The organism is Neorhizobium tunisiense (assembly GCF_039631515.1).
Lineage (GTDB): Bacteria > Pseudomonadota > Alphaproteobacteria > Rhizobiales > Rhizobiaceae > Neorhizobium.
Map to the genome: position 1 here is coordinate 792,938 of NZ_JBDIUU010000001.1, position 17,834 is coordinate 810,771.

At 61.9% G+C, this 17,834-nt stretch carries 22 protein-coding genes; 12 read left to right on the forward strand and 10 right to left on the reverse strand.

What is annotated here, in order from left to right; translation table 11 throughout:
• Positions 1 to 11: 11 nt before the first annotated feature.
• Positions 12 to 821, reverse strand: coding sequence for an SDR family NAD(P)-dependent oxidoreductase (locus ABCW43_RS04100; RefSeq protein WP_345922216.1), 810 nt, complete (start codon positions 819 to 821; stop codon positions 12 to 14).
• 184 nt (positions 822 to 1,005) lie between these two features.
• Here ABCW43_RS04100 and ABCW43_RS04105 point away from each other — a divergent pair, with 184 nt between their 5' ends.
• Positions 1,006 to 1,500 (forward strand): MarR family winged helix-turn-helix transcriptional regulator, encoded by a 495-nt coding sequence (locus tag ABCW43_RS04105; protein WP_345922217.1) that lies wholly within the window; start codon positions 1,006 to 1,008, stop codon positions 1,498 to 1,500.
• 3 nt (positions 1,501 to 1,503) lie between these two features.
• On the opposite strand, the gene ABCW43_RS04110 is transcribed toward ABCW43_RS04105, so the two are convergent.
• Positions 1,504 to 1,848 (reverse strand): cupin domain-containing protein, encoded by a 345-nt coding sequence (locus ABCW43_RS04110; protein WP_345922218.1) that lies wholly within the window; start codon positions 1,846 to 1,848, stop codon positions 1,504 to 1,506.
• A complete protein-coding gene (locus tag ABCW43_RS04115; RefSeq protein WP_345922219.1) occupies positions 1,845 to 2,447 on the reverse strand; it encodes a TetR/AcrR family transcriptional regulator in 603 nt (200 codons plus the stop codon). Before ABCW43_RS04115 ends, ABCW43_RS04110 begins: the two co-directional genes overlap by 4 nt.
• 83 nt (positions 2,448 to 2,530) lie before the next feature.
• Here ABCW43_RS04115 and bdcA point away from each other — a divergent pair, with 83 nt between their 5' ends.
• The gene (gene bdcA, locus ABCW43_RS04120; protein ID WP_345922220.1) at positions 2,531 to 3,244 is read left to right on the forward strand and encodes an SDR family oxidoreductase; all 714 of its coding nucleotides are present in this window, start codon (positions 2,531 to 2,533) and stop codon (positions 3,242 to 3,244) included.
• 15 nt (positions 3,245 to 3,259) lie between these two features.
• Here bdcA and ABCW43_RS04125 read toward each other — a convergent pair whose 3' ends face one another.
• Positions 3,260 to 4,543, reverse strand: a complete 1,284-nt coding sequence (locus ABCW43_RS04125) for an O-acetylhomoserine aminocarboxypropyltransferase (protein ID WP_345922221.1) — start codon at positions 4,541 to 4,543, stop codon at positions 3,260 to 3,262.
• A gap of 125 nt (positions 4,544 to 4,668) precedes the next feature.
• On the opposite strand from ABCW43_RS04125, the gene ABCW43_RS04130 reads away from it, so the two are divergent.
• Positions 4,669 to 5,094 (forward strand): DUF6455 family protein, encoded by a 426-nt coding sequence (locus tag ABCW43_RS04130; protein ID WP_345922222.1) that lies wholly within the window; start codon positions 4,669 to 4,671, stop codon positions 5,092 to 5,094.
• A 20-nt stretch (positions 5,095 to 5,114) separates the two neighbouring features.
• Here ABCW43_RS04130 and ABCW43_RS04135 read toward each other — a convergent pair whose 3' ends face one another.
• The gene (locus ABCW43_RS04135; protein ID WP_345922223.1) at positions 5,115 to 5,543 is read right to left on the reverse strand and encodes a CoA-binding protein; all 429 of its coding nucleotides are present in this window, start codon (positions 5,541 to 5,543) and stop codon (positions 5,115 to 5,117) included.
• 87 nt (positions 5,544 to 5,630) lie between these two features.
• Between ABCW43_RS04135 and ABCW43_RS04140 the strand changes: the two genes are divergently transcribed.
• Positions 5,631 to 5,981 carry a hypothetical protein gene (locus ABCW43_RS04140; protein WP_345922224.1) on the forward strand — a complete coding sequence of 117 codons (351 nt, stop codon included), beginning with the start codon at positions 5,631 to 5,633 and terminating at the stop codon, positions 5,979 to 5,981.
• 298 nt (positions 5,982 to 6,279) lie between these two features.
• Here the strand turns inward: ABCW43_RS04140 and ABCW43_RS04145 are convergent, their stop codons facing one another.
• Positions 6,280 to 6,705 (reverse strand): hypothetical protein, encoded by a 426-nt coding sequence (locus ABCW43_RS04145; protein WP_345922225.1) that lies wholly within the window; start codon positions 6,703 to 6,705, stop codon positions 6,280 to 6,282.
• 77 nt (positions 6,706 to 6,782) lie between these two features.
• Here ABCW43_RS04145 and rplM point away from each other — a divergent pair, with 77 nt between their 5' ends.
• Together rplM and rpsI are read left to right on the forward strand one after the other, a co-directional pair.
• Positions 6,783 to 7,247, forward strand: a complete 465-nt coding sequence (gene rplM / locus ABCW43_RS04150) for a 50S ribosomal protein L13 (protein WP_037080613.1) — start codon at positions 6,783 to 6,785, stop codon at positions 7,245 to 7,247.
• A gap of 2 nt (positions 7,248 to 7,249) precedes the next feature.
• The gene (rpsI, locus tag ABCW43_RS04155; protein WP_345922226.1) at positions 7,250 to 7,717 is read left to right on the forward strand and encodes a 30S ribosomal protein S9; all 468 of its coding nucleotides are present in this window, start codon (positions 7,250 to 7,252) and stop codon (positions 7,715 to 7,717) included.
• A gap of 68 nt (positions 7,718 to 7,785) precedes the next feature.
• On the opposite strand, the gene ABCW43_RS04160 is transcribed toward rpsI, so the two are convergent.
• Positions 7,786 to 8,247 carry an Lrp/AsnC family transcriptional regulator gene (locus ABCW43_RS04160; RefSeq protein WP_345922227.1) on the reverse strand — a complete coding sequence of 154 codons (462 nt, stop codon included), beginning with the start codon at positions 8,245 to 8,247 and terminating at the stop codon, positions 7,786 to 7,788.
• Between the two features lie 151 nt (positions 8,248 to 8,398).
• On the opposite strand from ABCW43_RS04160, the gene ABCW43_RS04165 reads away from it, so the two are divergent.
• The 4 genes from ABCW43_RS04165 to ABCW43_RS04180 all read left to right on the forward strand — a co-directional run bounded on the left by ABCW43_RS04165 (position 8,399) and on the right by ABCW43_RS04180 (position 12,068).
• Positions 8,399 to 9,190, forward strand: a complete 792-nt coding sequence (locus ABCW43_RS04165) for a phenylalanine 4-monooxygenase (protein WP_345922228.1) — start codon at positions 8,399 to 8,401, stop codon at positions 9,188 to 9,190.
• An 82-nt stretch (positions 9,191 to 9,272) separates the two neighbouring features.
• Positions 9,273 to 10,223: an agmatinase gene (gene speB, locus ABCW43_RS04170; protein WP_345922229.1), complete on the forward strand. Its 951-nt coding sequence runs from the start codon at positions 9,273 to 9,275 to the stop codon at positions 10,221 to 10,223.
• A 73-nt stretch (positions 10,224 to 10,296) separates the two neighbouring features.
• Positions 10,297 to 11,229, forward strand: coding sequence for an N-acetyl-gamma-glutamyl-phosphate reductase (gene argC / locus ABCW43_RS04175; RefSeq protein ID WP_345922230.1), 933 nt, complete (start codon positions 10,297 to 10,299; stop codon positions 11,227 to 11,229).
• Positions 11,229 to 12,068 carry an aminoglycoside phosphotransferase family protein gene (locus ABCW43_RS04180; RefSeq protein WP_345922231.1) on the forward strand — a complete coding sequence of 280 codons (840 nt, stop codon included), beginning with the start codon at positions 11,229 to 11,231 and terminating at the stop codon, positions 12,066 to 12,068. Before argC ends, ABCW43_RS04180 begins: the two co-directional genes overlap by 1 nt.
• Here the strand turns inward: ABCW43_RS04180 and ABCW43_RS04185 are convergent.
• The gene (locus ABCW43_RS04185) at positions 12,065 to 12,472 is read right to left on the reverse strand and encodes a DoxX family protein (RefSeq protein WP_345922232.1); all 408 of its coding nucleotides are present in this window, start codon (positions 12,470 to 12,472) and stop codon (positions 12,065 to 12,067) included. The two genes, ABCW43_RS04180 and ABCW43_RS04185, sit on opposite strands and share 4 nt — an antisense overlap.
• A gap of 154 nt (positions 12,473 to 12,626) precedes the next feature.
• Positions 12,627 to 13,727, reverse strand: coding sequence for a COX15/CtaA family protein (locus ABCW43_RS04190; protein ID WP_345922233.1), 1,101 nt, complete (start codon positions 13,725 to 13,727; stop codon positions 12,627 to 12,629).
• A 143-nt stretch (positions 13,728 to 13,870) separates the two neighbouring features.
• Between ABCW43_RS04190 and ABCW43_RS04195 the strand changes: the two genes are divergently transcribed.
• Both ABCW43_RS04195 and ABCW43_RS04200 read left to right on the forward strand, forming a co-directional pair.
• Positions 13,871 to 14,083 carry a DUF2842 domain-containing protein gene (locus tag ABCW43_RS04195; RefSeq protein ID WP_210011459.1) on the forward strand — a complete coding sequence of 71 codons (213 nt, stop codon included), beginning with the start codon at positions 13,871 to 13,873 and terminating at the stop codon, positions 14,081 to 14,083.
• Positions 14,084 to 14,202: 119 nt separating this feature from the next.
• Complete coding sequence (locus ABCW43_RS04200) at positions 14,203 to 15,462, forward strand: GNAT family N-acetyltransferase (RefSeq protein ID WP_345922234.1); 1,260 nt, start codon at positions 14,203 to 14,205, stop codon at positions 15,460 to 15,462.
• Here the strand turns inward: ABCW43_RS04200 and ABCW43_RS04205 are convergent, their stop codons facing one another.
• Positions 15,463 to 17,691 (reverse strand): GumC family protein, encoded by a 2,229-nt coding sequence (locus tag ABCW43_RS04205; RefSeq protein WP_345922235.1) that lies wholly within the window; start codon positions 17,689 to 17,691, stop codon positions 15,463 to 15,465.
• Positions 17,692 to 17,834: the final 143 nt, after the last annotated feature.

The window sequence follows — 17,834 nt, forward strand, 5'->3', positions numbered from 1 at the left end:
GCACTTCGCAATCAGACCCCGACGGAAACGCCGTAACGGGTCGCCGGTTTGTTGAGCGACAGATAGGGGCGCAGCCCGCCGCGGGCGGTCGTGTAGGTCTCATAAAGCTGCGTATCGGCAAGCGACGGCATGGTGACAAGTTCGCCGCGGTCGAGACCCACAAGCGCCGCGTCGACAAGGTCGCCGACTTCCATGACGGAGTTCGGGTCGAGACTATCCATCGAGCCGCCGACGCGATCGAAGATTTCGGTGCGGGTATAACCGGGCAGGACTGCCTGGATCGTGACCCCGGTGTCCTTCAGCTCGGAAGCAAGGGCTTCCGTCAGAGCAAGCACGAAGGCCTTGCTGGCGGCATAGGTGCCGCTGAAGAATTCCGCGGCGAGTGCGACGGCGGAGGCGATGTTGACGATAGCGCCCTTACCCCGGGCGGCAAAGGCCTGGGCTGCCGCGACAGCGAGACGGTTGGCGGCGGTGACGTTGAGATCGACCATCTGGTCGAGATAATCCGAATCGGCCTTCAGCAACGGGCCTTTCGGGCCGATGCCGGCATTGTTGACGAAGAGCGTGATCGAGCCGTCCTCGCGCAGGCGCTTGTCGACGATGAGCACGTCGGCGCGCTGGCTGAGATCGGCGCGCAGCACATCCGCCCTGACGCCATGTTCGCTCGCCAGCCGGCCGGCAAGCGCCTTCAGGCGATCCGCGTCGCGGGCGACGAGGACGAGATCATAGCCGCGCTTGGCGAGCTTTTCCGCATAGGTCGCGCCGATGCCCGACGATGCGCCGGTCACGAGTGCGGTTCCGAGTTTCGAATTGTTGGTCATGGTCCATCTCCTTTGGTTTCGACTGGGATTCTGGCCGGTATTCCGGCACCTGGAATTTGCTGGTATATGCCACTATATATGAAAGGCACGATTTGAAGCTGCAAGGGGCGAGCGCAAATTTTTCATCGGAGTGGAAGGGCCAGACAAAAGCGGGCATTGTCCCGCGACAGGATCGGAACAAGACATGACGGGCAAAAACAAGCAGGACAAGCAAGGGCAGATCGAGGACGGCATCTGGCTTCATTGCAGCAACAGTGCGGTGCGCCGCGCGTCGCGGCAGCTCGGCCAGCTCTACGAGGATGCGATGGGTGATACTGGCCTCAAGGGAACGCAGTTCTCGCTGATGTCGCAGATCGCCGGATCCGATGAGCCGACACTGAAAAACCTCGCCGACGCGATGGTCATGGACCTCTCGGCGCTCGGCCATACGCTGAAGCCGCTGATCCGCGACGGGCTGGTGGAACTGGTGCCCGATGCCCAGGACCGCCGCGCCAAGCGCGTCCGCCTGACGGACACAGGCGCGGCGACGCAGCTCGACCTTACCACCCGCTGGCAGGTGGCCCAGGACCGTTTCGACAAGGCGTTCGGCAAGGACAAATCAGAGGAATTGCGGCGGACGCTGGCGTTCATTTCCTCAGGCGAATTCGCGAAGGCCTTCAATGGGAATGAAGACGCCTGATCCTCAAACCCTGATCACGTAATCCTTGCGAGTCGTTTCAACGACTTCCCAGGTTCCCTTGAACCCCGGTCTGAGGATCATGCTGTCGCCGGTCTTCAACCGGACCGCCTCGCCACCCTCTTCGGTCACGATCGAATGGCCGGAGAGGATGTGGAAATATTCCCACTCCTCGTAGACGATCCGCCACTTGCCGGGCGTCGCTTCCCAGATGCCGGCATAGAGCCCGCCTTCGGCTTCCTCGAAACTCCAGGTGCGGAATGTCGGGGTACCGGAGACCAGCCGGTCCGATGCCGGGGCGCCTTCTTCCGGCGCGATGGTGGAGAGGTCGAATTTGATCCAGGCGCTCATTGTCCGATCTCCTTCAAATGACGGGAAAGCTGATTGGAGGCGATTGCGGCCAGTGCGCGCAGGCGATCTGTCGGCACGCCGTTGCGGGCGCTTGCCGAGAGGCCGGACATCGCCATCATGATGTAGTCGGTGATGAGTTCGGCACGCTGGGGTTCACGGCCTGCGATTGCGGCGTGGATGACCTTGCGGCTCATGTCCAGCATGCGCCGGGCCTGGTCGGAGGCCTGCGGGTCAACCGTGCCTCTTGCTCCCTCGATCACCATGCAGCCCGGCGCGTCACCGCTGCCGTAGTTGTCGGCGGCCTGCCTCAGCAGCGCGGCCACACCCTCGTCGAGTGGCTTTTCCGCTGCCAAGGCGCTCGGAACATCCAGGCCCTTCCTTTCCTCATAGCGTTTCAAGACAGCGCCGTAGAGTTCCGCCTTGCTGCCGAAGGCGGCATAAAAACTCGGCGGATTGATGCCGATCGCCTCGGTGAGATCGGCGACGCTCAACGCGTCGTATCCCTTCGCGTGGAACAGCGCCTGGGCCTTTGCCAGCGCCTCCTCCTTGTCGAAAGCGCGGGGCCGGCCGCGCGACAAGTTCTTTTTTGTAGTGTCCATTACAAAATCCTTGACTGCATTGCCCGTTCGAATTATGTAGCGCTCACTATATTAAATCAAGCCTCAATCAAGGAGACACGACAATGACCGACTTCCATGGAAAGAAAGTGCTGGTGCTGGGCGGCAGCCGCGGCATCGGTGCTGCAATCGTCCGCCGCTTTGCCGATGACGGCGCCGACGTGACGTTCACTTATGCAGGTTCCAAGGATGCCGCAGACGCTCTTGCCGTCGAGACCGGCGCCAAGGCCGTCCGGTCGGATGCGGCAGACCGCACGGCCGTGATCGGCACGGTGCGTGAGGCCGGCCCGCTGGACATTCTGGTCATCAGTGCCGGCACGCTGGCGCTCGGCAACCCGCTGGAACTCGACGCCGACGCGGTCGATCGGATGATCGACGTCAATGTCCGGGCACCCTACCATGCGGCGGTTGAAGCCGCCCGCAGCATGCCAGACGGCAGCCGGATCATCATCATCGGCTCGGTCAACGGCGACCGCATGCCGTTTGCCGGCGGCGCTGCCTATGCGCTGACCAAGTCGGCAATGCAGGGCATGGCGCGCGGTCTCGCCCGTGATTTCGGCGACCGCAACATCACCGTCAACGTCATCCAGCCCGGCCCGACCTCCACCGACATGAACCCGGAAGACGGCCCGATGAGCGACTTCATGCACGGTTTCATGGCCATCAAGCGCCATGGCCAGCCGGGCGAGATCGCCGGTCTTGCCGCTTATCTCGCCGGGCCGGAAGCCGGTTTCGTCACCGGCTCCCTTCAGACCATCGACGGCGGTTTTGGCGCCTGACGCCAAGATCCTCCCTCAGATCTTCGACAAGGCCTGGTCGAGGTCGGCGATGATATCGGCGGCATCCTCGATACCGACCGACAGGCGCACCACGTCCGGTCCGGCGCCGGCGGCGATCTGCTGTTCTTCGCTCAGCTGCCGGTGCGTCGTCGAGGCCGGATGGATGACCAGCGAGCGGGTGTCGCCGATATTGGCGAGGTGGGAGAAAAGCTGCAAGCTTTCGACCAGCGTCTTGCCCGCCTCGTAACCGCCGGTAACGCCGAAGGTGAAGACCGAGCCGGCGCCCTTCGGCGAATACCGCCTCTGCAGGGCGTGGTTGGGATCGTCTTCCAGGCCGGAATAGCTGACCCAGGCGACCTTCGGATGCACCTTCAGCCATTTGGCGACGGCCGCGGCATTGTCGGAATGTTTCTGCATCCTGAGCGGCAGCGTCTCGATGCCGGTCAGGATCATGAAGGCGTTGAAGGGCGAGATCGCCGGGCCGATGTCGCGCAGGCCAAGCACGCGGCAGGCGATGGCAAAGCCGATATTGCCGAAAGCCTGGTAGAGGACGATGCCGCCATATTCCGGGCGCGGCTCCGAGAGCATCGGATAGTTTCCCGATTTCGACCAGTTGAACGTGCCCCCGTCGACGATCACGCCGCCCATGGAATTGCCGTGGCCGCCCATGAACTTGGTCAGCGAATGGATGACGATGTCGGCACCGTGTTCGAGCGGCCGGACGAGATAGGGGCTCGCCATCGTGTTGTCGACGATCAGCGGAATGCCGCGCCGCTGCGCCACCTCGGCGATCGCCGCGATATCCACGAACGTGCCGGCGGGATTGGCGAGGCTCTCGATGAAGATCGCGCGGGTGCGCTCGTCGATGCCGGCCTCGAAGCTCGCCGGATCGTCGGTATCGGCCCAGCGCACCTGCCAGTCGAAGTTCCTGAACGCATTGCCGAACTGGTTGATCGAGCCGCCATAGAGCTTTCGCGCCGCGATGAAATTGTCGCCCGGCTGCATGATCGTGTGGAATGTCAGCATCTGCGCCGCATGGCCGGAGGCGACCGCGAGCGCCGCGGTCCCCCCTTCGAGGGCCGCCACCCGTTCCTCCAGCACTGCCTGGGTCGGATTCATGATGCGGGTGTAGATATTGCCGAATTGCTGCAGGCCGAAAAGCGCGGCGGCGTGGTCCGCGTCGTTGAAGACGAAGGACGTGGTCTGGTAGATCGGCGTCGCCCGCGCCCCGGTCGTCGGGTCGGGCTGCGCCCCCGCATGCACGGCCAGCGTCGAAAACCCCGGATTGAGTTTCGGCATTTTAGTCCCTCCCCTTGAAATGGCGCTCGCTTTGATAGCGCTGCAACAGACCCCGGCGGTTGATCACGATCAAGGTATATCGTTCCCCGGAACCTATCCTCCCAGGAAATAGAGAGGAGTTCACAATGGGCAACACGATCCCTACCCCGGAAAATCTTACCGGCAGGCTGAAGCGCTGGTGTTCCGCCACATGGGCGGCGATCAACGAGGCGAAGCTTCTCGCCAGCCTCGACGACGAGACCGTCAAGCTGTTGGCGCAGGACAACGCCTTGTCGGAGCAGGAACTGCGCGAACTGATCGCCAAAGGCCCGCATGCGGCCGACGAGATGCTGGCGCTGATGAAGCTGCTCAACATCGATCCGGAGGAAGCCAGACTGGAGGATCCGGCGGAATTCCGAGACATGCACGTCACCTGTGTCCATTGCGGCGAGAAGACCCGCTGTCGGCGCGAACTTGCCGACGGCCGCGCCGCCGCCGACTTCGCAAGCTATTGCGGCAATGCCGAGCTGCTCGACGATATGCGCAGCCGACCGGAACTGCTCGCTAAATAACACCGGCTTAGGTGGACGTCTCAGGCAACCAGGCGGGGATACTCGATCGCCGGGCAGCGGTCCATGACGACTTTGACGCCGGCGGCTTCCGCCTTTTTGGCGGCCTTGTCGTCACGCACGCTGAGCTGGCCCCAGATCACCTTCGGCCTGGTTTCGAGCCCTATCGCCTCGTCCACGACACTGTCCAGATATTCAGCGGCGCGAAAAACGTCGACCATGTCGACCGGCTGCGGCACGTCCGCAAGCGTCCTGTAGACCGTCTGCCCCAGGATCTGCTTGCCGGCCTGGCCGGGATTGACCGGAAACACCGTATAGCCCTTGGAGAGCAGGAACCCCATGACCCGGTTGCTTGGCCTGTCGGCATTCGGGGAGGCGCCGAGAAGCGCGATCGTCTTGGTGCCCTTCAGGATGTCGGCGATATAGGCATTGTCGTAATGGTCATGGTTCATGACGGCGGCTCCCGCAATAGTGCGCCTCTGGCGGCGCGGTGCTTCTGCGCTATGTAAGTCCGTATCTCGTCAAAAGGGATGAGGATCATGAAAAAAATTCTCGGCTGTCTTGCGATCATGGCCTCCGGCACCCTCCTCTCGAGCGAGCCGGCCGCAGCGATATCGCGCTACAATTCCACCGGCATGTCCTGCGCCGCCGTGCAGCGGGCGATCGGCCGGGAGGGCGCGGTGATCCTGCGTTATCCCTCCCGCAACAAGGCGCGGATGACACTCTACGACCGCTATGTCATCGACAGCGGCTACTGCGACGGCCATGAGTTCGCTGACCGGGTGACGGTACCGACGGCCGACACGCCGAGCTGTCCCGTTCGGGCCTGCAAAAGAAGACCCGATCCGGAAGATTGTTTTCCTCTCCAGGCAGGCTGCCTGAGATTTTAGGCGGCTTCTTGAGTGAAAAAATCGAGAATGCTCAGCATGCTGATGTTCTTCGAATGTTCAGATTATACTCCCTCTTTGTACCCGCACATATTAGCACCATCTTATGGTTGAATTAGAAAGCGCTACTAGATTTTGCTGAGGCAAACTTATTTCTCTGAACATTTGTCAGTTTCCCTCCTGATTGCGCATGCTGTTGAAATGTGAGCACGTGACAACTATCCGCGGCGGCGGAATCCGCATAAAACTTTCAAAAAAGGTATCGACCTCGCCAATTCGGCTCTTACTCGCCATCTTTTCGTCAACACAACCACTGATATATATAGAACGAGCAATAAGCACGATGGGTGGGCAACTCACCCTGCCATCTCGACAGGTTTTCCCGGGCTTCCGACAGCCGTTCCCAAGCCGGATTTGCCGCCGGGCCGAATTCCGGCTTGCGGGTATATGATGGGTTTTCTTTCCCATTAGAAGAGACAAAAAGACAGCGGCCGAACGTCTGGTTTGACTGCCGCGACGGGCTGGGCCAGCAATTTGGCATAACCAGCCTTCGATTTTGCTCGAAAAATGTGGTATCACGGAACCACATCGATAAGCCATTGATTTTACTTGATCTATTTTTCAGCCCGGCAAAATCGTCACCTTGACGCTTTCGGTCTCCCTCGGTATAAGCCGCCCCAGATCGCGGACCCTCTCGGCCCGCTTTCTTTTTGCCGGCCTCGGCCAAGGCAATCCAAGCAACAAGAAACGCCCTGCACTCGAACCTTTCGAGTGTCACGGGTTCTAGATGAAAGAGCTGAAAACATGTCAACCTTCGTTCAGAAGCCTGCAGAGGTGGTGAAGAAGTGGGTGATCATCGATGCCGAAGGCCTCGTTGTCGGTCGCCTCGCCACCATCGTTGCCAACCGTCTGCGCGGCAAGCACAAGGCCACCTTCACCCCGCACGTCGATGATGGCGACAACGTCATCATCATCAATGCGGAAAAGTGCGTCCTCACCGGCAAGAAATATTCCGACAAGACCTATTACTGGCACACCGGTTACCCGGGTGGCATCAAGGAGCGCACTGCGCGCCAGATCATCGAAGGCCGCTTCCCGGAGCGCGTCATCGAGAAGGCTGTCGAGCGCATGGTTCCCCGTGGTCCGCTCGGCCGTCGCCAGATGAAGAACCTGCGCGTCTACGCCGGTTCCAACCATCCCCATGAAGCACAGCAGCCGGTCGCTCTCGACGTGGCATCGCTGAACAGCAAGAACGTAAGGAGCGCCTGATAATGGCCGATCTTTCCTCCCTGAAGGACCTCGCGCCGGCTTCCGAAGCTGCCGCTCCGGTCTATGTCCGCAAGGTCGACAGCCTCGGTCGCTCCTACGCGACCGGCAAGCGCAAGAACGCCGTCGCCCGCGTCTGGGTCAAGGCCGGCACCGGCAAGATCACGATCAACGGCCGTGACTTCTCTACCTACTTCGCCCGTCCCGTCCTGCAGATGATCCTGCAGCAGCCGGTTATCGCCGCTGCCCGCACCGGCCAGTTCGACATCGTTGCGACCGTCACCGGTGGTGGTCTCTCCGGCCAGGCCGGCGCCGTTCGTCACGGCGTCTCCAAGGCCCTCACCTACTTCGAGCCGGGCCTTCGCGGCGTGCTCAAGAAGGGTGGCTTCCTGACCCGCGACAGCCGCGTGGTCGAGCGTAAGAAGTACGGCAAGGCCAAGGCCCGCCGCTCCTTCCAGTTCTCCAAGCGTTAATCGCTTCCGGATTACGGACCTTCAAAAGGCGGGGCTTCGGCTCCGCCTTTTTCGTTTGCGGGCATTTTTCAAATCGGCAGCTCGGTGGTCGATTTCAGTTCGCGCAGGACGAAGCTGGACACCACGTTGCGCACATGCGGGTTGCGCATCAGGTGGCGGGTCATAAACGCCTCGTAGGCTTCGACATCGCGCGCCCGGATCTTCAGCATATAATCGAAGGTTCCCGACAGCGCGTAACACTCCATGATCTCCGGCCGGTCGCGCACGACCGCCGCAAAGGCCTCGATCGCCTCCTCGTGGTGGTCCTCGAGCGTCACATGGGCGACGATGCAGAGCTTGAGGTCGAGCTTTGCCGGATCGAGAAGCGCAACCCGCTTTCGAATGACGCCCTCGGCCTCCAATTCCTGGATCTTGCGCCATGCGGTGCTCTGCGACATGCCCGCCTTCTCCGCCAGTTCGGCGAGCGATGCACCGTCGCCTGCCTGTACAAGCTGCAGAAGCTTGCGGGCGGCTTGCAGGTTTTCTTTCATGATGATCTCCCCTCCCGAAATATCCTCCCATTATTTACGCTCACTTCGGCAAAGCTGAAATGATTACCCGCGCTTTCGGAGATATAATGGTGATCCGACAGCCGGCGGCTGGAGCACCCGGCTTATTCCATCACCGAACGGGAGGTCGCTGATGACCAAGCAAAGCACCTATACGGCAAACCTGCCGGATGCGGACGGCGTCTATCACTACACGAGCGAAGAAGACCGGATCTGGAACGAGCTCTATCAGCGCCAGATGACGCTGCTGGCCGACAAGGCCTGCCGGGAATATCTGGAGGGCGTCAAAGCGCTCGGACTGAAACCGGACAAGGTGCCCCAGCTTCGCGATATCGACCGGCGCCTGAACGAGACCACCGGCTTCGGCGTGGAGGGCGTGCCGGCGCTCATTCCGCCATCGCGCTTCTACGAACTGCTGTCGCAGGGTAAGTTTCCGCTGGCGACCTTCATCCGCCGCCGCGAGCACATCGACTATATCGAGGAACCGGACATTTTTCACGAGGTCTTTGGCCACTGCCCTCTCCTGACCAACCAGAGCTATGCCAATTTCGTGCGCCGCTTCGGCGAAAAAGCCGTGGGGCTCGGCCGAGAATATTCCTGGCACCTGTTCCGGATATTCTGGTTCACGGTCGAGTTCGGCCTGATCGACACGCCGCAGGGACGCCGCTGCTTCGGCGCCGGCATTGTTTCCTCTCCCAACGAGACACGGGCTGCTATGGAAGGCAAGGAAGCCGAATTCCGGCCCTTCGACCTGATGACGGTGCTCAGAACCCCCTACCGCATCGATATCGTCCAGCCGATCTACTACGTCATCGACAGTTTTGCGCAGCTGGAATCGATCATCGAGGAGGATATCGGTGCGCGCATCGGGCAAGCCAAGGCACTGGGGGATTTTCCGCCCGCGTTCGAAGCCAAGGCCTCCTGAGCGGGGGAATTTTACTCCCTACGGCTTGCCTTGTCGGGCCTTATTGTCCAACGTCCCGCCACCTGATTATGGGGGGGACGCCATGGCAGAAAAGTCGATCGACCATGCCTTCACTGCAAAAAGCCTGAACTCGGCCGCCTCGGACCCGACCTTTGCCGGGGCCCTGTCGTTCATGCGCCGCCGCTTCACCAAGGATCTGGCGGGTGTCGATGCTGTCGTCTGGGGCATTCCCTTCGATGCCGCGACCTCCAACCGGCCGGGCGCCCGGTTCGGGCCGCAGGCGATCCGGCGGGCGTCGGCGATCTTCGACAATGATCCGCAATATCCGTTCCAACGCGATCTCTTTGCCGAGATGGCCGTCATCGACTACGGTGACTGCCTCATCGACTACGGCAACCATCAGAAAACGCCTGATGCGATCGAGGCCCAGGCGAATGTCATCCTCGACGGCGGTGCGTTTCTGCTGACACTCGGGGGCGACCACTATGTCACCTGGCCGCTGCTCAAAGCGCATGCCGCCAAGCACGGGCCGATGGCGCTGGTGCAGTTCGACGCCCATCAGGACACGTGGCTCGACGACGAGGGACGCATCGACCACGGCTCCTTCGTCGCGCGGGCGGTGCGGGCCGGCATCATCGATCCCGCCCGGTCGATCCAGGTCGGTATCCGCACCCATGCGCCGGAGGATTTTGGCATCCGCCTGCTCTACGGCCATGAGGTCTACGAGATGACCTCGGCCGGGATTGCCAAAACGATCCTCGATCATGTGGGGCAGACGCCGACCTATCTCACCTTCGACATCGACTGCCTCGACCCGGCCTTCGCACCGGGTACCGGCACGCCGGTCGCCGGCGGGCCTTCGAGCGCGAAAATCCTCTCGGTCCTGCGCCAGCTTGGACCCCTCGATATCCGCGGCGCCGATGTCGTCGAAGTGGCGCCGGCCTATGACCATGCGGATATCACCGCCATTGCGGGAGCGACCGTTGCGATGTATATGCTCGGCCTGCGCGCCGAACGACGCGCGGCCCGTTAATTTTCTGAATCAACTTGCTGGTAAACTGAATCCGGCATCCAATCCAAGGCACTGATCTAACAGGACAATGACCATGACAGCGAAAATCTTCATCGATGGCGAACACGGCACCACGGGACTGCAGATCCGCACCCGCATGGCCGGCCGCCGCGACGTCGAATTGCTGTCGATCCCGGAAGCGGAGCGGCGCAATGCCGCCATGCGCGAGGATCTCCTGAACAGCGCCGATATCGCCATCCTCTGCCTGCCCGATGATGCGTCGCGGGAAGCCGTGAAAATGCTTGCCGGCAACAACAGGGTGCGGGTTATCGACACCTCGACCGCCTTCCGCGTCGATCCGTCCTGGGCCTATGGCTTTGCGGAAATGGACAAGACGCAGGCCGACAAGATCAAGGCCTCCCGGCACGTCGCCAATCCGGGCTGCTATCCGACCGGCGCGATCGGCCTCATCCGGCCGCTGCGCGCCGCCGGCATCCTGCCCGACGGTTATCCGGTCACGGTCAATGCCGTTTCCGGCTATACGGGCGGCGGCAAGCAGATGATCGCGCAGATGGAAGACTCGTCCAGAGAAGACGCCATCTCGGCCAACAATTTTCTCTACGGCCTGCCACTCAAGCACAAGCACGTGCCGGAGATGAAGATCCACGGCCAGCTCGACCGCGCGCCCCTCTTCTCGCCGTCGGTCGGCCGCTTCGCACAAGGCATGATCGTGCAGGTGCCGCTCTTCCTCGAAGATCTCCAGGAAGGCACGACGATCGAAGGCATCCACAAGGTGCTGGTCGAGCACTATGCCGGCCAGGACATCGTCACCGTCGTGCCGCTCGAAGAGAGCAAGGCGCTTGCCCGCGTCGATGCGGAAGAGCTGGTCGATACCGACACGATGAAGCTTTTCGTGTTCGGCACGCCGGGCGGCGCGCATGTCAATCTTGTGGCCTTGCTCGACAATCTCGGCAAGGGTGCCTCGGGTGCCGCCGTCCAGAACATGGACCTGATGCTTTCGGCCTGATGGCGGGAAGCTTTTCCTTTCCTGGCGATTGGCGGATCGAAACCGCCAGACAGATCGCCGATACGGTCGTCGGCACCGTCCATGAAGTGACGCGTGCCGGCGGCGAGATCGATATCGTCAAAGTGCTGAAACCCAGGGCATTGGAAGACAGTCTTCGCGGGGCCGATTTCATGGCCTGGCGGGATGGCGTCGGCTGCATTCGGCTGATCGCGCGTTCCGGCAACCTCCTGCTGATGGAACACGCAGGCACGATGACGCTGCGCGATCATATGGAAACCCATGGCGACGAGCACGCAACCCGGATCGCCGCCGAGGTCCTCGCGGAGTATCATCGGGCGTCCGACATGGCTCCGCCCGCAAGCCTGATGCCGCTTTCCCGCTATTTCAAAAGCCTGTTCGAGAAGGCCGAGGCAGACCACCGCGACGGTGTTGCCAGCCCGTTCATCGCGGCGGCGGAATTGGCGGAGACGCTGATCGCCGATCAGCGGGACATCAAGCCGCTGCATGGCGACCTGCATCACGAAAACATCATGCTTGGCCCGCGTGGCTGGCTGATCATCGATCCGGCTGGCCTCATCGGCGATGCCGCGCTCGATGTCGCCAACATGTTTTCCAATCCGCTCGACCGCTTCGACCTCACCCGGAATGAAGAACGCATTGCCTCCATGGCCGGCGTATTTGCCGAAACGCTTGGCCGCGACGTCCGCACCATCCTTAAATACGCCTTCGCCTATGGCTGCCTGTCGGCCGCCTGGCATGAAGAGGACGGCAATGCGAAAGACCGCGACGACGAGCTTGCCGTCGCCGCCGCGGTCCAACGTGTGCGGCAACAGGCCTAAGCGAGCGTCCGCTTCAAACCCAGATGGACGGCGAGTTTCTCGCCGGGGCCATGCACGGCGGCGAAGAGCAGGCCGGCGAGGAAGGTGAAGTGGTCGACGAAGAAGCCGAACTCCGCCTGGTTGGCTTGCCAATGGCTCGGGCCATGGAAGGCGAAGGCCAGGAAGATGACGTAGGCGCCGGCAAGTAGCGCCGCTTCGGAGAAAAAGGCGCCGGTCAGGAATGCGAGAGCCAGCCCCACCTCGAAGATCGCCGCGATCCAGGCGAGAAACAGCGGAAACGGAAATCCGGCGCCTGAGATGAAGACGGCCGTCGCCTGCATGTCGAGAAACTTGAACGTCGTCGCCATGACGAACAGGCCGCCGAAGATCAGCCTTGCGACGAGAATTGCGATTGTCCTTGCCATAACCCTACCCTCTCCTTGGCCGAAGCCTTTGAACTATGTCTCGAGGACGGGCGAAGGACACTGTCGCCGACATCGGGCCGCAGATTTTTCGCAGAAAAAAAGCGGACGGAAATCGATCCGCCCGCCTTCCGAAGGTTTTCACTCCACTCGGGCATCAGCCGCCTGTGACGATCGCGGTTTCCGGCGGATATTCGCCGACGAAGGCGCGCCAGTGGGCGACGGCGAAGCCGAGCACGACCAGCGCGGCGGCCTGGTGCGTCAGCGCCAGATCGAGCGGCACCTGCATGACGAGCGTCGAGATACCGATGACGGCCTGTAGCGTCACCAGACCGAACAGCAGGACGGAACGGCGGGCATGGGTCGAGCCGGGGGCCAGCCGGAGAGAAACGATCATGTGCGCGAGAGTAGCGGCCCACAGAACATAGGCGCCGCAGCGGTGCACGAACTGCACCGTCTTCGGGTTCTCGAACAGATTGATCCACCAAGGCTGCTGGACGAAGAGATCGCCGGGGACCAGAGCACCGTCCATCAGCGGCCAGGTGTTATAGGAAAGGCCGGCATCGAGCCCGGCCACCAGGGCGCCAAGATAGATCTGGAAGAGGACCAGGAAGGCGATGCCGCCAGCCGCCCATTTGGATCTTGCCGTCGGCGGAAGGTCACGGCTGTGCGGCGCCAGCCCGCGCATGATCCAGATACAGGCGGCGAAGATCAGACAGGCGATGACCAGATGCGTGGCGAGCCGGTATTGCGAGACGCTGACCAGTTTGGTGAGGCCGGAAGACACCATCCACCAGCCGATGAAACCCTGGAAGCCGCCGAGCGCCAAAAGGCCGACGAGCGGACCGCGCAGGCGCTTTTCGATACGGCCGGTGAGCCAGAAGAAGATCAGCGGCAGGGCGAAGACCAGGCCGATCGAGCGGGCCAGGAACCGGTGCGCCCATTCCCACCAGAAGATCGACTTGAATTCCTGGACGGTCATGTCCTTGTTGATTTCCTGATATTGCGGAATGCGCTGGTAAAGGCGGAACTCCTCGTCCCATTCCGCAGCCGACAGCGGCGGGATAACGCCGTGGATCGGCTTCCATTCGGTGATCGACAGGCCGGAGTCGGTAAGCCGCGTCGCGCCGCCGACCAGGACCAGACAGAACAGCGTAAAAACGACGACGCCGAGCCAGATGCGCACGGCCTTGCGGTCGCGCTTGCGGCGCCTGGTATGGTTCAGGACATCGATGATCACAGCATCGGTTGCCGACATGGGTATGCTCCTGTCGCTCAAGCCAAAAGGACGCGGCACATGGCAAGCATCCATCAAGCATTTCGCGTTGCTTTGCCCCATCAACCCATGCAAAACAAGCCCCGGCGCTTTGCGGCATGCGGTCGCGGATAGGAGAAGACGTCTTGGTCCCGCGTTTGAGAAGTTTCATCGGCACCATCCTGATCATCATCCTGGTGATCTTCTATGCGCTTGCCGCGACGACCTTCGCGACGCTGCTGCTTGGCACCGCGCCCTGGTGGGTGCATTTCCTCTACTTCCTGATCAGCGGCCTCCTCTGGATCCTGCCAGCCATGCTGATCATCAAATGGATGGCCGGGCCACGGCCGAAACCTTGAACGGTTTTACCGGCGGTTAACCAGCGGCAACGGTTTCGCGGGGCTCAAGCCCGGCGGTAAACCGATTTTTGGTGCGCTCCCTCTATCTTGCCGGCCAAACGGGATGAGCGGGCGAGGCCATGCAGCAGCGGAAAATCCAAAACGAAGAGCAGACCGAGGAAGAGAGCTTTCCCGGAACCAGTGATCCGACAATCCGGTTCTGCGACCTCACCCTCGTTTTGAGCAACGATCTACGCTCCGTGGAAGCGGAATGGCGGCGCCTCGAAAGCCTGGCCAAGAACTCCTTGCATCAGGGTTTCGAGTGGTGTTTCGCCTGGGCCCAGGCGCATCAAAGCGAACTCGTGATCGTTCAAGGCGTCGTCGATGGTCGCACGCTTTTCATCCTGCCGCTGGAAATCATCCAGGAACGCCGCGCCCGGATCGCCCGCCTGCTTGGGCACCGGTTCAACAACGTCAATACAGGCCTCTTCGATGCCGAACTCGCCGCACCCGATGCGGAAGAACTTCAGAACTTCGGCTATAGCCTAAGGCTCGCCCTCTCCGACAAAGCGGACTTGGTCGTCCTCGACAATATCCCGCTCGTCTGGCGGGGCATGCGACATCCGCTGTCCGCGTTCGCTTCGATCGAGAACCAGAACCATTCCTTCCAGCTGCCGCTCTTTCCAAATTTCGAGGCGACGCTGGCGCAGCTCAATGCGAAAAGCCGCCGCAAGAAGTTCCGCTCGCAGAGCCGCAAGATCGAGGCGATCGGCGGTTATGACCATTTCACCCCGACCGATCCCGCCGAAAAACACGCCCTGCTCGACATCTTCTTCCGCCAGAAAGGCGAACGGCTGAGACTGTTCGGACTGCCTGACGTCTTTCAATTGCCCGGCATCCAGGATTTCTTCCACCGCCTCATGGATGTTCCGGTCAACGGAACCGACACGCCGCTGATGCTGCATGCCATCCGGTTGCGCGGCGAGCATGACGGGCATATCGCGGCGATCGCCGGCCTGTCGCGCAAAGGCGATCATGTCATCTGCCAGTTCAGCTCGATCGACGAGACGGTCTGCCCGGAGGCGAGCCCCGGCGAATTGCTGTTCTGGCTGATGATCGAGCAATCCTGCCGCGAGGGCGCCTCGGTGTTCGATTTCGGCGTCGGCGACCAGCCCTACAAACGCAATTGGTGCACCCAGGAAACGGTTCAGTACGATATGCTGATACCGCTGACCTGGAAAGGTTCGGTGATGCGGCCGCTCCTGGTCGGAGTGACCAAAGGGAAGGCGGCAGTCAAGCGCAGTCCGCATCTCTATGCGATGGTGCAACGCTGGCGGTCCCGCCGGTGCCCGAAGGCGTCGGAAGCTCCCGCCTCCGACGCAGAACCGTCAGCCGAATAATCAGGCAGCGCGGCGTTTGCCGGGGCGTGGCGAATGCCGGTCGGCGGTCTGCGCCATGACCAGCAGGTTGCCGTAACCGGCCGCCTCGAAATCCGTCACCAGTTCGGCGACCTCCTCATCCTTGAAGCCCGGAACCGACAGGATAATTTCTGCCATCGCGTTGCGGGTCAGGCGGGAGATGCCGGCAATCTCGGCCGGACCGCATTCGATCAGCACCAGGTCATAGGCATCCGCCAGCGCATCGATGATCATCGACAGGCGATCGACGCCGCGCATCGCACGCGCCGGGTCCGAGGCGCCGTGCGGGATGATATGCGCGTCGGAAAGCCGGTCCGGATGGATCGCGTCGCCGAAGGCGGTTTCGCCGCAGAGGAGGTCGGTAATGCCGGGCAGTTTCGGATTTTCCGCCATCATCTGCGTCGGAGTGGCAGAACCGGTCATGTCGACGAGCACGATGGTGCGGCCGCTCTCGGCAATCTCGCGGGCAAGCATGACGGTCGCGGTCGAGCCCTCGTCACCGCCTGGTGAAATGGCGACCGCGACAGGCACATCGTGGCGCTGCAGGTAATGCGCGACGGAGCCGATGGTGAAGCCTCGGTCATCGACCTCCGTTGCGGCTTCCTCTGCCTCGCCTTCCTTCTCCGAGAGCGACTGTTCGGCGATCTTGGCATAGGCGAGTGCTGCAGCGTGCTTCGGATTTTCGCGAGCCGGTTCCGGCCGGTCGAAACGGGCGGCCTCGGCCTGCATCTGATGGACCGGCAGCGGAGCGGCTGTGGCTGGAGCGGATGCGGCAGGTTCCACCATGATGTCATCCTCGACATCACGAACACCCGACGGTCGCAGCGCGCGGCCGGAGAAGAGCTCGATGACGATGACGATCAGGCAGCCAAAAATGAAAGTCGCGAGCGAGACGACGATGACGATCGGGATGATCTTCGGGAAATAGGGTTCCGACGGTTCGACGGCTTTCGAGACGACGCGTGCATCGGCCGGGCTCGAATTGCCCTCGAGGCGGGAGCTCGCCTCGCGGTAACGGGCGAGATAGGTTTCGAGCAGCTGGCGCTGGGCGGCGGCCTCGCGTTCCAGCGCGCGCAGGCCGACTTCCTCTTCGCCCGCCTTGGCGGAATCCGCCTTCAACCCGTTGAGCTGGCCCATCAATTGGCGCTCGCGGATGCGCGACATCTCGGCTTCGTTTTCCAGGCTCGCGAGGATCTTCTTGGTCTCGCTTTCGATCTGCTGACGGATGCCGGAAAGCTGGCCGCGCAGGCCTTTCAGCCGCGGATGACCTTCGAGCAGCGAGGTCGCGGAGTCGGAGATCTGCGCCTGTAGGTTGGCTTCCGCTTCCTTCAGCCGCTGGATGACCTGCGAACCGACGACATCGCTCAGCGTGTCGGAAGCGCGGCCGGCCTTCAGCGCCGTCCGAACGTTTTCGGCGCGCGCCTCGGCATTGGCCCGCTCGCCGCGGATACGGGCAAGTTCGGTCGAGATGTCGTTAAGCTGCTGGGTCGAGAAGCTGTTGGTCTCGGTGGTCTGGAACAGGCCGTTGGAGGAGCGGTAATCCGCCACCTTCTTTTCGGCCTCCTGGACCTTCCGGGTCAGGCTGGCAATTTCCGGCTGTAGCCATTTGGCGGTCTCGGAATGCGTGTCGAGCTTGGCACCGCTCTGGAGCTGGAGATAGACCTCGGCCATCCTGTTCGGGATGTCGGCGGCAAGCTTCGGATCGCGCGAGGAGAACTCGATGGCGATGACGCGCGAATTCTCGACCGCGTAGACATTCAGCTTGTCGCGGAATTCCTGGATGACCCGGTCTTCCGGATCGAGCTTCATCGGATCCTGTTTCAGGCCGATCAGAACCAGCGGATCAGGCAGGAAGGACTGCGCAGCCGGATCGAATTCCTTGAGCTTGGCGAGGTTGAGGTCGCGGGCGACCCGCTTGATGAGATCGGTCGATTGCAGCAGCTGTGCCTGGCTGGTGATGTTGAGCGAGTCCAGCAGCGGGTCGTTGGCCTGTGCGGCCGCGTCCCCTCCCGAGAGGTTCGGCGAGCGGGATTCGATCAGCAGCCGCGTCTCGCCCTTGTAGCTGGGCTTCATCAGGCTCGTTCCGACCAGTGCGATCGCGGCTGCGACGATCGTCGCGCCCAAGATCCTGCCCTTGCGTTCCCAGACCGCCGAGATGACCCGCCCGAGGTCGATATCCACGTCCTGATTGCCACCGTTTACGCCTGACATGATACGCTCCAACTGATCCGGTTTCGGCGAACAGTAAAGGATCATGGTAACGCGAGGGTTAATGGCCAAGTACAGTGGCAGCACCTCGAAGAAAATCCCCAAATTCCCGGCCTCTTTACCGGGCATTAACCCTAACGGATCGA